The sequence below is a fragment of the Pseudomonas sp. SW-3 genome (assembly GCF_016615645.1).
Lineage (GTDB): Bacteria > Pseudomonadota > Gammaproteobacteria > Pseudomonadales > Pseudomonadaceae > Aquipseudomonas > Aquipseudomonas mandelii.
In genome coordinates, this window is sequence record NZ_CP067098.1 from 5795827 (window position 1) to 5809776 (window position 13950).

The 13950-nt window shown below is 55.7% G+C and carries 20 protein-coding genes; 1 reads left to right on the forward strand and 19 read right to left on the reverse strand.

All coding sequences use genetic code 11. The features are described 5' to 3' along the window. Nucleotides 1-91 precede the first annotated feature (91 nt). The gene (uvrA, locus tag JIO00_RS26260; RefSeq protein WP_010467278.1) at nt 92-2926 is read left to right on the forward strand and encodes an excinuclease ABC subunit UvrA; all 2835 of its coding nucleotides are present in this window, start codon (nt 92-94) and stop codon (nt 2924-2926) included. A gap of 65 nt (nt 2927-2991) precedes the next feature. Here the strand turns inward: uvrA and bfr are convergent, their stop codons facing one another. From bfr to rplN, 19 genes are all read right to left on the reverse strand, one after another. Next, nucleotides 2992-3456: a bacterioferritin gene (bfr, locus tag JIO00_RS26265; RefSeq protein ID WP_010467276.1), complete on the reverse strand. Its 465-nt coding sequence runs from the start codon at nt 3454-3456 to the stop codon at nt 2992-2994. A gap of 149 nt (nt 3457-3605) precedes the next feature. Further along, nucleotides 3606-5060 (reverse strand): catalase, encoded by a 1455-nt coding sequence (locus JIO00_RS26270; protein ID WP_010467275.1) that lies wholly within the window; start codon nt 5058-5060, stop codon nt 3606-3608. A gap of 208 nt (nt 5061-5268) precedes the next feature. Beyond that, a complete protein-coding gene (gene rplQ / locus JIO00_RS26275) occupies nt 5269-5655 on the reverse strand; it encodes a 50S ribosomal protein L17 (RefSeq protein ID WP_008145500.1) in 387 nt (128 codons plus the stop codon). 42 nt (nt 5656-5697) lie between these two features. After that, entirely contained in the window at nt 5698-6699 is a 1002-nt protein-coding gene (locus JIO00_RS26280) for a DNA-directed RNA polymerase subunit alpha (protein ID WP_003176403.1), read from the reverse strand. Between the two features lie 22 nt (nt 6700-6721). Next, a complete protein-coding gene (gene rpsD, locus JIO00_RS26285) occupies nt 6722-7342 on the reverse strand; it encodes a 30S ribosomal protein S4 (RefSeq protein WP_003210056.1) in 621 nt (206 codons plus the stop codon). A gap of 18 nt (nt 7343-7360) precedes the next feature. Continuing rightward, nucleotides 7361-7750 carry a 30S ribosomal protein S11 gene (gene rpsK / locus JIO00_RS26290; RefSeq protein WP_002555466.1) on the reverse strand — a complete coding sequence of 130 codons (390 nt, stop codon included), beginning with the start codon at nt 7748-7750 and terminating at the stop codon, nt 7361-7363. Nucleotides 7751-7780: 30 nt separating this feature from the next. Further along, the gene (rpsM, locus tag JIO00_RS26295) at nt 7781-8137 is read right to left on the reverse strand and encodes a 30S ribosomal protein S13 (protein WP_003186020.1); all 357 of its coding nucleotides are present in this window, start codon (nt 8135-8137) and stop codon (nt 7781-7783) included. A 130-nt stretch (nt 8138-8267) separates the two neighbouring features. Beyond that, on the reverse strand, nt 8268-8384 hold the full coding sequence (gene rpmJ, locus JIO00_RS26300; RefSeq protein ID WP_002555468.1) for a 50S ribosomal protein L36: 117 nt from the start codon (nt 8382-8384) through the stop codon (nt 8268-8270). Between the two features lie 27 nt (nt 8385-8411). Continuing rightward, nucleotides 8412-9740 carry a preprotein translocase subunit SecY gene (secY, locus tag JIO00_RS26305; protein WP_007896784.1) on the reverse strand — a complete coding sequence of 443 codons (1329 nt, stop codon included), beginning with the start codon at nt 9738-9740 and terminating at the stop codon, nt 8412-8414. Beyond that, on the reverse strand, nt 9741-10178 hold the full coding sequence (rplO, locus tag JIO00_RS26310; protein ID WP_010467269.1) for a 50S ribosomal protein L15: 438 nt from the start codon (nt 10176-10178) through the stop codon (nt 9741-9743). A gap of 3 nt (nt 10179-10181) precedes the next feature. Further along, nucleotides 10182-10358 (reverse strand): 50S ribosomal protein L30, encoded by a 177-nt coding sequence (gene rpmD / locus JIO00_RS26315; protein ID WP_003186033.1) that lies wholly within the window; start codon nt 10356-10358, stop codon nt 10182-10184. A gap of 2 nt (nt 10359-10360) precedes the next feature. After that, entirely contained in the window at nt 10361-10861 is a 501-nt protein-coding gene (rpsE, locus tag JIO00_RS26320) for a 30S ribosomal protein S5 (protein ID WP_007943782.1), read from the reverse strand. 3 nt (nt 10862-10864) lie between these two features. After that, complete coding sequence (gene rplR, locus JIO00_RS26325) at nt 10865-11215, reverse strand: 50S ribosomal protein L18 (RefSeq protein ID WP_003186037.1); 351 nt, start codon at nt 11213-11215, stop codon at nt 10865-10867. A gap of 10 nt (nt 11216-11225) precedes the next feature. Further along, a complete protein-coding gene (rplF, locus tag JIO00_RS26330) occupies nt 11226-11759 on the reverse strand; it encodes a 50S ribosomal protein L6 (RefSeq protein ID WP_003176412.1) in 534 nt (177 codons plus the stop codon). Nucleotides 11760-11771: 12 nt separating this feature from the next. Next, complete coding sequence (gene rpsH / locus JIO00_RS26335) at nt 11772-12164, reverse strand: 30S ribosomal protein S8 (RefSeq protein ID WP_003186040.1); 393 nt, start codon at nt 12162-12164, stop codon at nt 11772-11774. Between the two features lie 209 nt (nt 12165-12373). Next, nucleotides 12374-12679, reverse strand: a complete 306-nt coding sequence (rpsN, locus tag JIO00_RS26340) for a 30S ribosomal protein S14 (protein WP_003176414.1) — start codon at nt 12677-12679, stop codon at nt 12374-12376. Nucleotides 12680-12692: 13 nt separating this feature from the next. Next, nucleotides 12693-13232 (reverse strand): 50S ribosomal protein L5, encoded by a 540-nt coding sequence (gene rplE / locus JIO00_RS26345; RefSeq protein ID WP_003176415.1) that lies wholly within the window; start codon nt 13230-13232, stop codon nt 12693-12695. 20 nt (nt 13233-13252) lie between these two features. After that, on the reverse strand, nt 13253-13567 hold the full coding sequence (rplX, locus tag JIO00_RS26350) for a 50S ribosomal protein L24 (RefSeq protein ID WP_003176416.1): 315 nt from the start codon (nt 13565-13567) through the stop codon (nt 13253-13255). An 11-nt stretch (nt 13568-13578) separates the two neighbouring features. Next, nucleotides 13579-13947 carry a 50S ribosomal protein L14 gene (gene rplN, locus JIO00_RS26355; protein ID WP_002555479.1) on the reverse strand — a complete coding sequence of 123 codons (369 nt, stop codon included), beginning with the start codon at nt 13945-13947 and terminating at the stop codon, nt 13579-13581. Between the last annotated feature and the right edge of the window lie 3 nt (nt 13948-13950).

Sequence of the window (13950 nt, forward strand, 5' to 3'; positions counted from 1 at the left end):
AAGACACAACTCCGCTCGTTTGATAGTGTGCATCCATCCAGTATTTGGCCGTATACTCCTACGTTTTCGACGCCCGCCAAGCGAGGCCACTTTGGACAAGATCCTGATTCGTGGGGCCCGAACCCACAACCTGAAGAACATCGACCTGACCCTGCCACGGGACAAACTGATCGTCATCACCGGCCTTTCCGGATCCGGCAAATCGTCCCTGGCGTTTGACACGCTGTATGCCGAAGGCCAACGCCGCTATGTCGAATCACTGTCGGCCTATGCCCGGCAGTTTTTGTCGATGATGGAAAAGCCTGACGTCGACACCATCGAAGGTTTGTCGCCAGCCATTTCCATCGAACAGAAATCGACCTCGCATAACCCGCGCTCGACGGTCGGCACCATCACCGAAATCTACGACTACCTGCGCCTGCTGTACGCACGTGTGGGTATTCCACGTTGCCCGGATCACGACATTCCGCTGGAAGCGCAAACCGTCAGCCAGATGGTCGACCTGGTCCTCGCGCAACCGGAGGGCAGCAAGCTGATGCTGCTGGCCCCGGTGATTCGCGAGCGCAAAGGCGAACACCTTTCGGTCTTCGAAGAACTGCGCGCCCAGGGCTTTGTCCGGGCCCGGGTCAACGGCAGGATCTGCGAACTGGATGAGCTGCCGAAGCTGGATAAGCAAAAGAAGCACTCGATTGATGTAATAGTCGACCGCTTCAAGGTCCGCGCCGATCTGCAGCAGCGCCTGGCCGAGTCGTTCGAAACCGCGCTGAAACTGGCGGACGGGATCGCACTGGTCGCGCCGATGGACGACGAGCCCGGCGAAGAGATCATCTTCTCCGCGCGCTTCGCCTGCCCGATTTGCGGCCATGCGATCAGCGAGCTGGAACCCAAGCTGTTCTCCTTCAACAACCCCGCCGGCGCTTGCCCGACCTGCGATGGCCTGGGGGTCAAGCAGTTCTTCGACATCAAGCGTCTGGTGAACGGCGAGTTGACGCTGGCCGAGGGCGCTATTCGCGGCTGGGACAGGCGCAACGTCTATTACTTCCAGATGCTCGGGTCGCTGGCTTCGCACTACAAGTTCAGCCTGGAAGTGCCGTTCAACGACCTTTCGGCGGATCAGCAGAAATTCATTCTGCATGGCAGCGGTTCGCAAAACGTCGACTTCAAATACCTGAACGACCGCGGCGATATCGTCAAACGCTCGCACCCGTTCGAAGGCATCGTGCCGAACCTGGAACGCCGCTATCGCGAAACCGAGTCGGCTTCAGTGCGTGAAGAGCTGGCCAAGTTCCTCAGCACCCAGCCCTGCCCGGACTGCCGTGGCACGCGCTTGCGTCGTGAGGCGCGGCACGTCTGGGTGGGCGAGAAGACGCTGCCGGCGGTGACCAATCTGCCGATTGGCGATGCTTGCGAGTATTTCGGCATACTGAAGCTCACGGGCCGTCGCGGTGAAATCGCCGACAAGATTCTCAAGGAGATCCGCGAGCGCCTGCAGTTCCTGGTCAACGTAGGCCTCGACTATCTTTCGCTGGATCGCAGTGCCGACACGTTGTCCGGCGGTGAAGCTCAGCGGATTCGCCTGGCCAGCCAGATTGGCGCCGGCCTGGTGGGGGTTCTGTACATCCTCGATGAGCCGTCGATCGGTCTGCATCAACGTGATAACGATCGGTTGCTCGGCACACTCAAGCACCTGCGCGACATCGGCAACACGGTGATCGTGGTCGAGCATGACGAAGACGCTATTCGCCTGGCCGACTACGTGGTGGACATCGGGCCGGGCGCGGGGGTCCACGGTGGGCATATTGTTGCCGAAGGGACGCCGGCCGAAGTGATGGCGCATCCTGATTCGTTGACCGGCAAGTACCTGTCGGGCCGAGTAAAGATTGCCGTTCCAGCCAAACGCACACCGCGCAACAAGAAGTTGTCACTGTCGCTCAAGGGCGCTCGCGGTAACAACTTGCGCAATGTCGACCTGGACATTCCGATAGGTCTGTTGACGTGCGTGACCGGTGTGTCCGGCTCGGGCAAATCGACGCTGATCAACAATACGCTGTTTCCCTTGAGCGCTACGGCACTCAACGGTGCAACGACGCTTGAGGCGGCCGCCCACGACAGCATCAAGGGACTGGAGCATCTGGATAAGGTCGTCGATATCGACCAGAGCCCTATCGGCCGAACGCCGCGCTCCAATCCGGCGACCTACACCGGGCTGTTCACGCCGATTCGCGAACTGTTCGCCGGCGTACCAGAATCACGCTCACGCGGTTATGGTCCGGGACGCTTCTCCTTCAACGTGAAGGGCGGACGCTGCGAAGCGTGTCAGGGCGATGGCCTGATCAAGGTGGAAATGCACTTCCTGCCGGACATCTATGTCCCGTGCGACGTCTGCAAGAGCAAGCGTTACAACCGCGAGACTCTGGAAATCAAGTACAAGGGCAAGAGCATCCACGAAACCCTCGAGATGACCATCGAGGAAGCGCGGGTGTTCTTTGACGCGGTTCCTGCGCTAGCGCGCAAGCTTCAGACATTGATGGACGTAGGTCTGTCCTACATCAAGCTGGGGCAATCGGCGACGACGTTGTCGGGCGGGGAAGCCCAAAGGGTGAAGCTCTCCCGTGAACTGTCCAAGCGCGATACCGGCAAGACGCTGTACATCCTCGACGAACCAACCACTGGCTTGCACTTCGCGGATATTCAGCAATTGCTCGACGTACTGCATCGACTGCGCGACCACGGCAACACTGTGGTGGTGATCGAGCACAACCTGGACGTGATCAAGACCGCCGACTGGTTGGTGGACCTGGGGCCGGAAGGCGGCTCCAAGGGCGGCCAGATCATTGCGGTTGGTACCCCGGAGGAAGTGTCCGAGATGAAGCAATCTCACACCGGCTTCTACCTCAAGCCGCTGCTGGCTCGCGACAAGGCCTGAATCGGGCCCACGAAAAAGCCCCTGTCACTTCATCGGTGACAGGGGCTTTTTTGTATAGGGAGCAATCAGGCGTGAGATTGCAGGTAGTTCTCAAGACCGATCAACTTGATCAGACCCATCTGCTTTTCAAGCCAGTAGGTGTGGTCTTCTTCAGTGTCATGCAATTGAACCCGCAGCATCTCGCGGCTGACATAGTCCTGGTGTTGCTCGCAGAGTTTGATGCCCTTGCAGAGCGCGGCGCGGACTTTATATTCAAGTCGCAGGTCAGCGGCGAGCATGTCCGGCACAGTGGTGCCAACATCAAGGTCGTCCGGACGCATGCGCGGCGTGCCTTCGAGCATCAGAATCCGACGCATCAGGGCATCAGCGTGCCCAGCCTCTTCTTCCATCTCGTGGTTGATGCGTTCGTAGAGCTTGGTGAAACCCCAGTCCTCATACATCCGCGAATGGACGAAATACTGATCACGCGCCGCCAGTTCGCCGGTCAGCAACGTGTTGAGGTAATCGATTACGTCTGGGTGCCCTTGCATCGCCCTACATCTCCCTGCATGAAAGTCTGTAGTTTGAACCAAGGCGACTGTTTGGTCACTCCGTTTACGCGATAAAAGCGAAGATATTCTGAGAAAAGTGGTTCAAATAACGCAAAAACCGCCCAAATGAGGGCGGTTCTGCTTCTCGTTTAGACTTCGTTAAGCTGTACACCCAACGCCCTTGCAATTGCTTCTCCATACGCCGGATCGGCCTTGAAGAAGTGCTGCAATTGACGATCAATCACATCACCGGAAACGCCGGCCATGGCTCCGGCAATGTTGTTGGTCAGCAGCGCTTTCTGCTCGTCACTCATGAGTCGGAACAGAGCACCGGCATGGCTGTAGTAGTCGGAGTCTTCACGATGATCGTAACGATCAGCGGCACCGCTCAATGCCAACGGTGGCTCAGCGTAGCGAGGCGCTTGTTTCGGCGAATCGACGTAGCTGTTCGGCTCATAGTTAGGTGCTGCACCGCCATTGCTGCCGAATGCCATCGAACCATCACGCTGATAGCTATTCACCGGGCTGCGGGGCGCATTCACCGGTAGTTGCTGATGATTGGTGCCAATGCGGTAGCGGTGCGCGTCGGCATAAGCGAACACGCGGCCCTGGAGCATGCGGTCCGGAGAAAGACCAACGCCCGGGACCATGTTGCTCGGGCCGAATGCCGCTTGCTCGACTTCGGCAAAGTAGTTTTGCGGATTGCGATTGAGCTCCAGCTCGCCGACTTCGATCAACGGAAACTCTTTCTGCGACCAGGTTTTGGTCACATCGAACGGGTTCTCATAGTGCGCCGCGGCCTGAGCCTCGGTCATGATCTGAATGCACACACGCCATTTCGGGAAGTCACCGCGCTCAATCGCCCCGAACAGGTCACGCTGCGCGTAATCCGGATCGGTACCGGCCAAACGTGCCGCTTCTGCAGGCGCCAGGTTTTTGATGCCTTGCTGAGTCTTGTAGTGCCACTTCACCCAGTGCCGCTCGCCATTGGCGTTGATCAAGCTGTAGGTGTGGCTACCAAAGCCGTGCATGTGACGATAGCCGTCAGGAATGCCACGGTCGGAGAACAGAATAGTGACCTGGTGCAGCGCCTCAGGCGAGTGCGACCAGAAGTCCCACATCATCTGCGCGCTTTTCAGATTGCTCTGCGGCAGACGCTTTTGGGTGTGGATAAAGTCCGGAAATTTCAACGGATCACGGATGAAGAACACGGGCGTGTTGTTGCCGACGATGTCCCAGTTACCTTCCTCGGTGTAGAACTTCAGGGCAAAGCCACGCGGATCGCGCTCGGTATCGGCCGAACCCCGTTCGCCGCCAACCGTAGAAAAGCGCAGGAACGTCGGAGTTTGTTTGCCGACCGATTCAAACAGTTTGGCGCTGGTGTACGGGGTGATGTCGCGAGTGACAGTAAACGTGCCGTAAGCACCCGAGCCCTTGGCGTGTACACGGCGCTCAGGGATGTTCTCGCGATTGAAGTGGGCAAGCTTTTCGATCAGGTGAAAGTCGTCGAGCAGCAGCGGGCCACGAGGGCCGGCGGAACGGGAATTCTGGTTGTCGGCGACAGGAGCGCCACTGGCGGTGGTCAGCGTTTTATTTTGACTCATGCGATCTCTTCCTCTGTCAGTCTTTAACTGCCGGCTATCGGCTGAGGGGGAGTATTGATCAGGAACGTTACAGCTACAAATTCATTGCGTTGCGACTATCGATAGAAAATTACTAATTACCTTTCTATTCATGCATTGATGGCAATGCTTTTCGAGCGCGCACAAAAAACCGGGCACTAGGCCCGGTTCTTCGTTTCAGACTGACGTCTTACTCAGCGGATACAGCTTCACCACCGGCAGGACGATCAACCAACTCGACATACGCCATAGGCGCGTTGTCGCCAGTGCGGAAACCGCACTTGAGGATGCGCAGGTAGCCACCCTCACGGGTAGCGTAACGCTTGCCCAGGTCGTTGAAGAGCTTACCAACGATAGCTTTCGAACGAGTACGGTCGAAAGCCAGACGGCGGTTAGCCAGGCTGTCTGTCTTGGCCAAAGTGATCAGCGGCTCAGCAACGCGACGCAGTTCTTTAGCTTTTGGCAGTGTAGTTTTGATCAGCTCGTGCTCGAACAGCGACACCGCCATGTTTTGAAACATGGCCTTGCGGTGCGAGCTGGTGCGGCTCAGGTGACGACCACTTTTACGATGACGCATGGTTCATTCCTTACCAAACACAACGTTCGGTGATTACGACGATCAGGCAGTCGCCTTGTCGTCCTTCTTAAGACTTGCAGGCGGCCAGTTGTCGAGGCGCATGCCGAGGGACAGACCGCGGGAGGCCAGAACGTCCTTGATTTCAGTCAAGGATTTCTTGCCAAGGTTCGGAGTCTTCAACAGCTCTACTTCGGTACGCTGAATCAGGTCACCGATGTAGTAGATGTTTTCCGCCTTAAGGCAGTTAGCCGAACGTACAGTCAGTTCCAGATCGTCAACCGGGCGAAGCAGGATCGGATCGATCTCGTCTTCCTGCTCGATAACCACTGGCTCACTGTCACCTTTGAGGTCGACGAACGCAGCCAGCTGCTGTTGCAGAATGGTTGCAGCGCGGCGGATAGCCTCTTCAGGATCCAGGGTACCGTTGGTTTCCAGATCAATAACCAGCTTGTCCAGGTTAGTACGCTGCTCGACACGGGCGTTTTCCACCACGTATGCGATACGGCGAACCGGGCTGAACGAAGAGTCAAGCTGCAAGCGACCGATGCTGCGGCTTTCGTCTTCATCGCTCTGACGCGAGTCTGCCGGTTCATAACCACGACCACGAGCTACGGTGAGCTTCATGTTCAGGGCGCCGTTAGACGCCAGGTTAGCGATTACGTGATCGGGGTTAACGATCTCGACATCATGATCCAGCTGAATATCGGCAGCGGTAACCACCCCCGAACCCTTCTTCGACAAGGTCAGCGTAACTTCGTCACGACCGTGCAGCTTGATAGCCAGACCTTTAAGGTTCAACAGGATTTCAATTACGTCTTCCTGTACGCCTTCGATGGCGCTGTACTCATGGAGCACACCGTCAATCTCGGCCTCGACTACTGCACAGCCGGGCATTGAGGACAACAGGATGCGTCGCAGCGCGTTGCCCAGGGTGTGGCCGAAACCACGCTCGAGAGGCTCGAGAGTGATCTTGGCGCGGGTTGGACTGACAACCTGCACATCAATATGGCGGGGTGTCAGGAACTCATTTACCGAAATCTGCATGGATGCACCTATTTTCTAGCCCTTACTTGGAGTAGAGCTCGACAATCAGGCTTTCGTTGATGTCGGCGGACAGATCACTGCGAGCAGGAACGTTCTTGAAAACGCCCGACTTCTTCTCAGTGTCTACTTCTACCCATTCTACGCGGCCACGTTGGGCACACAGATCGAGAGCTTGGACAATGCGAAGTTGGTTCTTTGCTTTCTCGCGAATCGCGACCACGTCACCAGCACGAACCTGGTAGGACGGTACGTTTACGGTCTGACCGTTAACGCTGACGGATTTGTGCGATACCAGCTGACGGGATTCGGCACGAGTAGAGCCAAAACCCATACGGTATACAACGTTGTCCAGACGGCATTCGAGCAGTTGCAGCAGGTTTTCACCGGTTGCACCTTTCTTGCCAGCAGCTTCTTTGTAGTAGCCGCTGAATTGACGCTCGAGAACGCCGTAGATACGACGGACCTTCTGCTTTTCACGCAGTTGGGTGCCGTAATCGGACTGGCGGCCGCGGCGTTGGCCGTGGATACCAGGTGCTGCTTCGATGTTGCACTTCGATTCGATCGCGCGCACGCCGCTCTTCAGAAAGAGATCGGTGCCTTCGCGACGAGCGAGTTTGCATTTTGGACCAATGTAACGAGCCATTCTTTACAATCTCCTGGATTACACGCGGCGCTTCTTCGGCGGACGGCACCCGTTGTGCGGGATTGGCGTCACGTCGGTGATGCTGGCGATCTTGTAGCCACAGCCGTTCAAAGCGCGGACTGCAGATTCACGACCTGGGCCTGGACCTTTGACGTTAACGTCGAGGTTTTTCAGACCGTATTCCAGCGCAGCTTGACCAGCACGTTCAGCAGCTACTTGAGCAGCAAACGGGGTGGACTTGCGGGAACCGCGGAAACCCGAACCACCGGAGGTAGCCCAGGAAAGAGCGTTGCCTTGACGGTCGGTGATGGTCACGATTGTGTTGTTAAAAGATGCATGGATGTGGGCGATGCCATCAACCACTGTCTTTTTAACTTTTTTACGAGGACGAGCAGCAGGTTTAGCCATGATTAATTTCCTGTCGATTCGCTGGGGCGATTACTTGCGGATCGGCTTACGCGGACCTTTACGGGTACGCGCGTTAGTCTTGGTACGCTGACCGCGCACTGGAAGACCACGACGATGACGCAGACCGCGATAGCAACCGAGGTCCATCAAACGCTTGATTTTCATGTTGATTTCGCGACGCAGGTCACCTTCAGTGGTGAACTTCGCCACTTCGCCACGCAGCTGTTCAATCTGCTCGTCGCTCAGATCCTTGATCTTTGCGGCTGGGTTTACCCCAGTCACTGCACAGATCTTCTGCGCAGTAGTGCGACCAACACCATAGATGTAGGTCAGCGAGATAACAGTATGCTTGTTATCTGGAATGTTAACGCCTGCAATACGGGCCATTCAGTGGGACTCCAATTGACAGCTACCTACGCCCCGGAAGCCAAGAAATAGGGCGCGAGATAATATCGCTGTAATAACAAATAATCAACCCGGTAGCGCACTAGCTACCGGGCTTGAAGCACAATCACACTCAGCCTTGGCGCTGTTTGTGACGCGGTTCCGCGCTGCAAATTACTCGAACAACACCTTCGCGGCGAATAATCTTGCAGTTGCGGCACAGCTTTTTCACCGATGCACGAACTTTCATCACCAACTCCTCGAACCTTATGGGTACTCAGCGCAACATGCCGCTGCCGTAACCCTTCAGGTTGGCTTTCTTCATCAGGGATTCGTACTGGTGCGAAACGAGGTGCGATTGTACTTGGGACATGAAGTCCATCACAACCACGACGACGATCAGCAACGAGGTCCCGCCAAGGTAGAACGGAACGTTTGCTGCAACCACCAGGAACTGGGGCAACAGGCATACGGCCGTCATATATAGAGCACCGAACAGGGTCAAACGAGTCAGAACGCCATCAATGTAGCGCGCAGACTGCTCACCTGGACGGATGCCCGGAATAAAGGCACCGGACTTCTTCAGGTTTTCCGCTACGTCTTTCGGATTGAACATCAACGCCGTATAGAAGAAGCAGAAGAAAATAATCCCTGCACTAAACAGCAGAATATTCAACGGCTGACCAGGAGCGATCGACTGCGAGATGTCCTGCAGCCAGCCCATACCTTCAGACTGACCGAACCAGGTACCCAACGAAGCCGGGAACAGCAAAATGCTGCTCGCGAAAATGGCCGGAATAACACCGGCCATGTTCACCTTCAACGGCAAGTGGCTAGTCTGCGCAGCAAAGACCTTACGACCCTGCTGACGCTTGGCGTAATGAACAGCAATACGACGCTGACCACGCTCAATGAACACCACAAAACCGATAATCGCTACTGCCAGCAAACCGATGGCAACCAAGGCAAAAATGTTGATATCACCCTGACGCGCAGACTCGAAAGACTGCCCGATCGCTCTCGGAAGACCGGCGACGATACCTGCGAAAATCAACATCGAGATACCGTTGCCAACACCACGCTCAGTAATCTGCTCACCCAGCCACATCATGAACATCGCACCAGCCACAAACGTGGATACCGCGACGAAATGGAAGCCAAAGTCACCAGTGAACGCAACGCCCTGCCCCGCCAGACCAATGGACATGCCAATTGCCTGAACGAGAGCGAGGACGACAGTGCCGTAGCGGGTGTACTGGGCAATCTTACGACGCCCAGCTTCACCTTCCTTCTTCAACTGCTCCAGCTGCGGGCTGACGGCTGTCATCAGTTGCATGATGATCGATGCCGAAATGTACGGCATGATCCCCAGTGCAAAGATACTCATCCGCTCCAGCGCGCCGCCGGAAAACATGTTGAACAAGCTAAGAATGGTCCCCTCATTCTGTCGAAACAGGTCCGCGAGTCGGTCCGGGTTGATACCTGGAACCGGGATGTGTGCGCCTATTCGGTAGACGATAATCGCCAGGAACAGAAAACGCAGACGAGCCCAGAGTTCAGACATACCGCCTTTGCCGAGCGCAGAGAGAGCACCTTGCTTAGCCATTTATTCCTCGAACTTGCCGCCAGCTGCTTCGATAGCCGAACGCGCACCTTTGGTGGCGCCGATTCCCTTTCCGATGGTAACAGCGCGAGTAACTTCGCCGGACAGCATGATTTTCACACGCTGTACGTTGACGTTGATCACGTTGGCATCTTTCAGGGACTGCACAGTGACGATGTCGCCTTCCACTTTAGCCAGCTCGGACAGACGCACTTCTGCGCGGTCCATGGCCTTCAGGGAAACGAAACCGAACTTTGGCAGGCGACGATGCAGCGGCTGTTGACCGCCTTCAAAGCCTGGAGCAATGGTGCCACCGGAGCGGGAGGACTGACCTTTGTGGCCACGGCCACCGGTCTTGCCCAAACCACTACCGATACCACGGCCCGGACGATGCTTTTCGCGACGGGAACCCGGCGCTGGACTCAGATCATTGAGTTTCATCGATTAACCCTCGACACGCAGCATGTAGTAAGCCTTGTTGATCATCCCGCGATTCTCGGGAGTATCAAGTACTTCTACAGTGTGACCGATGCGACGCAGACCCAGACCCTTAACGCACAGTTTGTGGTTAGGGATGCGGCCGGTCATGCTTTTGATCAGCGTAACTTTAACGGTAGCCATGATCAGAAGATCTCCTTGACGCTTTTGCCACGCTTGGCGGCAATGGATTCAGGAGACTGCATAGCTTTCAAACCTTTGAAAGTGGCGTGAACCACGTTTACCGGGTTAGTCGAGCCGTAGCACTTGGCCAGAACGTTCTGAACGCCAGCAACTTCGAGGACAGCACGCATAGCGCCGCCAGCGATGATACCGGTACCTTCAGAAGCAGGCTGCATGTACACCTTCGAAGCGCCGTGACCGGACTTCATTGCGTACTGCAGAGTGGTGCCGTTCAGATCAACTTGGATCATGTTGCGACGAGCAGCTTCCATTGCCTTCTGGATCGCAGCAGGCACTTCACGTGACTTGCCACGGCCGAAGCCAACACGCCCTTTACCATCACCTACCACGGTCAACGCGGTGAAAGTGAAGATACGGCCGCCTTTAACGGTTTTGGCTACGCGGTTAACTTGAACCAGCTTCTCAATGTAGCCTTCGTCGCGCTTTTGGTCGTTATTTGACATAACTTAGAACTCCAGCCCAGCTTCACGAGCAGCATCAGCCAGCGCCTTGACGCGGCCGTGGTACTTGAAGCCAGAGCGGTCGAAAGCCACCTGCGAGACGCCAGCGGCTTTTGCACGCGTAGCGACCAGCTGGCCAACCTTAGTGGCCGCGTCGATGTTGCCAGTGGCGCCATCACGCAGTTCTTTATCCAAAGTCGAGGCAGATGCCAGGACTTTGTTGCCGTCGGCCGAAATGACCTGGGCGTAGATGTGCTGCGACGAGCGGAACACGCAGAGACGCACGACTTCGAGTTCGTGCATTTTCAGGCGTGCTTTGCGAGCGCGACGCAGTCGAGTAACTTTTTTGTCGGTCATTTGCTATGCCCTACTTCTTCTTGGCTTCTTTACGACGGACGACTTCGTCCGCGTAGCGCACACCTTTGCCTTTGTACGGCTCTGGTGGACGGAAGTCGCGGATCTCGGCGGCCACTTGACCTACCAGCTGCTTATCGATGCCCTTGATCAGGATATCGGTCTGGCTAGGAGTCTCAGCGGTGATGCCTTCCGGCAGTTCATAATCCACTGGGTGCGAGAAGCCAAGAGCCAGGTTCAGCACTGTGCCTTTTGCTTGCGCTTTGTAACCAACACCGACCAGCTGGAGCTTACGCTCGAAGCCTTGGCTTACGCCTTGGACCATGTTGTTTACCAACGCACGAGTGGTACCAGCCATTGCGCGAGTTTGTTGATCGCCATTGCGAGCAGCGAAACGCAGCTCACCAGCTTCTTCAACGATCTCAACGGACGAATGGATGTTCAGTTCGAGAGTGCCCTTGGCACCCTTCACCGAAAGCTGTTGGCCTGCGAATTTTACTTCGACACCGGCTGGCAGCTTAACGGGGTTCTTAGCGACGCGTGACATGCTTATCCCCCCTTAGAACACAGTGCAAAGAACTTCGCCGCCGACACCGGCAGCGCGCGCAGCACGATCCGTCATCACACCTTTGTTGGTGGAGACGATAGACACACCGAGACCGCCACGAACTTTTGGCAGATCATCGACGGACTTGTACTGACGCAGGCCTGGACGGCTAACGCGCTTCACTTCCTCGATGACCGGACGGCCTTCGAAGTACTTCAGCTCGATGGACAGCAGTGGCTTGATTTCGCTGCTGATCTGATAACCCGCAATGTAACCTTCGTCCTTCAGGACTTTGGCAACAGCTACCTTCAAAGTAGAAGATGGCATGCTTACGACGGACTTTTCAGCCATCTGGGCATTACGGATTCGAGTTAGCATGTCCGCTAACGGGTCCTGCATACTCATGGGCTAGACGCTCCTAATACAAAAAAATTAGCCTTGCGGCTACTACTTGTCGCCGAGCTCATCCATGCGAAAAAAGCACGGGCTCAGGCGAGCCGGGTATTCTAGACACACCCCACAAATGAATCAAGCCCCAAAAGGGGCTTGATTCAAGTTCAAGGTCACCGGTGGTCAGGATCTTGCGATCCCGAACACCGAGACTTTGATAGTGCTTACCAGCTGGCTTTAACCAGACCAGGTACGTCACCACGCATTGCAGCTTCACGCAGTTTGTTACGGCCGAGGCCGAACTTGCGGTAAACGCCGTGTGGACGACCGGTCAGGCGGCAGCGGTTACGCATGCGCGAGGCGCTTGCGTCACGTGGCTGCTTCTGCAGAGCTACTGTAGCTTCCCAACGTGCTTCTGGACTTGCGTTCAGATCAACGATGATAGCTTTCAGTGCTGCACGCTTTTTGGCGTACTTGGCAACCGTGAGCTGACGCTTCAGCTCGCGGTTTTTCATGCTCATCTTGGCCATTTTCCTACTCCAATCAGTTGCGGAACGGGAATTTGAAAGCACGCAGCAGCGCGCGACCTTCATCATCGTTCTTGGCAGTGGTGGTCAGGGTAATGTCCAGACCGCGGAGAGCATCGATCTTGTCGTAGTCGATTTCCGGGAAGATGATCTGCTCTTTTACGCCCATGCTGTAGTTACCACGACCATCGAAGGACTTGGCATTCAGGCCGCGGAAGTCGCGAACCCGAGGCAGGGAGATCGACAGCAGACGATCCAGGAATTCGTACATACGCTCACGGCGCAGAGTCACTTTGACGCCGATCGGCCAACCTTCACGGACTTTAAAGCCAGCGATGGATTTCCGAGCGTAAGTCACAACGACTTTCTGACCGGTGATCTTTTCCAGGTCGGCAACAGCGTGCTCGATGACTTTTTTGTCACCGACAGCTTCGCCCAGACCCATGTTCAGGGTGATTTTGGTAACGCGTGGAACTTCCATCACGTTCGAAAGCTTAAGTTCTTCCTTAAGCTTCGGTGCGATTTCCTTCCAGTAAATCTCTTTTAGTCGTGCCATGGTCTTCTACCTAGCAGTGTTCAAGCATCAACCGCTTTTTGGGTCGACTTGAAGACACGAATTTTCTTGCCGTCTTCTACTTTGAAACCAACGCGGTCAGCCTTGTTGGTTTCGCCGTTGAAAATGGCGACGTTAGAAGCGTCCAGTGGAGCTTCTTTTTCGACGATACCGCCTTGTACGCCCGACATCGGGTTAGGCTTGGTATGACGCTTAACCAGGTTCAGACCACCAATTACCAGACGGTTATTAGCGAGAACCTTAAGCACCTTACCGCGCTTACCTTTGTCTTTGCCGGCGATCACGATGATCTCGTCGTCACGACGAATCTTTTGCATGTCGGATCTCCTTACAGCACTTCTGGGGCGAGCGAGACGATCTTCATGAACTTCTCAGTACGAAGTTCACGGGTCACTGGCCCAAAGATACGGGTGCCGATCGGCTCTTGCTTGTTGTTCAGAAGAACAGCAGCGTTGCCATCAAAGCGGATAATGGAGCCATCAGCACGGCGTACGCCGTGACGAGTGCGGACTACAACAGCAGTCATCACTTGGCCTTTTTTCACTTTACCGCGAGGAATTGCTTCCTTGACGGTAACTTTGATGATGTCACCGATACCAGCGTAACGACGATGGGAGCCACCCAGCACCTTGATGCACATAACACGGCGAGCGCCAGAGTTATCGGCCACATCGAGCATGGATTGAGTCTGAATCATATA

Coding starts and splice junctions, on each gene's coding strand:
- secY (WP_007896784.1), bottom strand. CDS start 9,740: ATGGCTAAGCAAGGTGCTCTCTCTGCGCTCGGCAAAGGCGGTATGTCT.
- rpmJ (WP_002555468.1), bottom strand. CDS start 8,384: ATGAAAGTTCGTGCATCGGTGAAAAAGCTGTGCCGCAACTGCAAGATT.
- rplQ (WP_008145500.1), bottom strand. CDS start 5,655: ATGCGTCATCGTAAAAGTGGTCGTCACCTGAGCCGCACCAGCTCGCAC.
- bfr (WP_010467276.1), bottom strand. CDS start 3,456: ATGCAAGGGCACCCAGACGTAATCGATTACCTCAACACGTTGCTGACC.
- rplF (WP_003176412.1), bottom strand. CDS start 11,759: ATGTCACGCGTCGCTAAGAACCCCGTTAAGCTGCCAGCCGGTGTCGAA.
- rpsN (WP_003176414.1), bottom strand. CDS start 12,679: ATGGCCAAGATGAGCATGAAAAACCGCGAGCTGAAGCGTCAGCTCACG.
- rpsM (WP_003186020.1), bottom strand. CDS start 8,137: ATGGCCCGTATTGCAGGCGTTAACATTCCAGATAACAAGCATACTGTT.
- rpsD (WP_003210056.1), bottom strand. CDS start 7,342: ATGGCTCGTTACATTGGTCCAAAATGCAAACTCGCTCGTCGCGAAGGC.
- JIO00_RS26270 (WP_010467275.1), bottom strand. CDS start 5,060: ATGAGTCAAAATAAAACGCTGACCACCGCCAGTGGCGCTCCTGTCGCC.
- JIO00_RS26280 (WP_003176403.1), bottom strand. CDS start 6,699: ATGCAGATTTCGGTAAATGAGTTCCTGACACCCCGCCATATTGATGTG.
- rpsK (WP_002555466.1), bottom strand. CDS start 7,750: ATGGCTAAACCTGCTGCTCGTCCTCGTAAAAAAGTTAAAAAGACAGTG.
- rpmD (WP_003186033.1), bottom strand. CDS start 10,358: ATGGCTACCGTTAAAGTTACGCTGATCAAAAGCATGACCGGCCGCATC.
- rplN (WP_002555479.1), bottom strand. CDS start 13,947: ATGATTCAGACTCAATCCATGCTCGATGTGGCCGATAACTCTGGCGCT.
- rplX (WP_003176416.1), bottom strand. CDS start 13,567: ATGCAAAAGATTCGTCGTGACGACGAGATCATCGTGATCGCCGGCAAA.
- rpsH (WP_003186040.1), bottom strand. CDS start 12,164: ATGAGTATGCAGGACCCGTTAGCGGACATGCTAACTCGAATCCGTAAT.
- rplE (WP_003176415.1), bottom strand. CDS start 13,232: ATGGCACGACTAAAAGAGATTTACTGGAAGGAAATCGCACCGAAGCTT.
- rpsE (WP_007943782.1), bottom strand. CDS start 10,861: ATGTCAAATAACGACCAAAAGCGCGACGAAGGCTACATTGAGAAGCTG.
- rplO (WP_010467269.1), bottom strand. CDS start 10,178: ATGAAACTCAATGATCTGAGTCCAGCGCCGGGTTCCCGTCGCGAAAAG.
- rplR (WP_003186037.1), bottom strand. CDS start 11,215: ATGACCGACAAAAAAGTTACTCGACTGCGTCGCGCTCGCAAAGCACGC.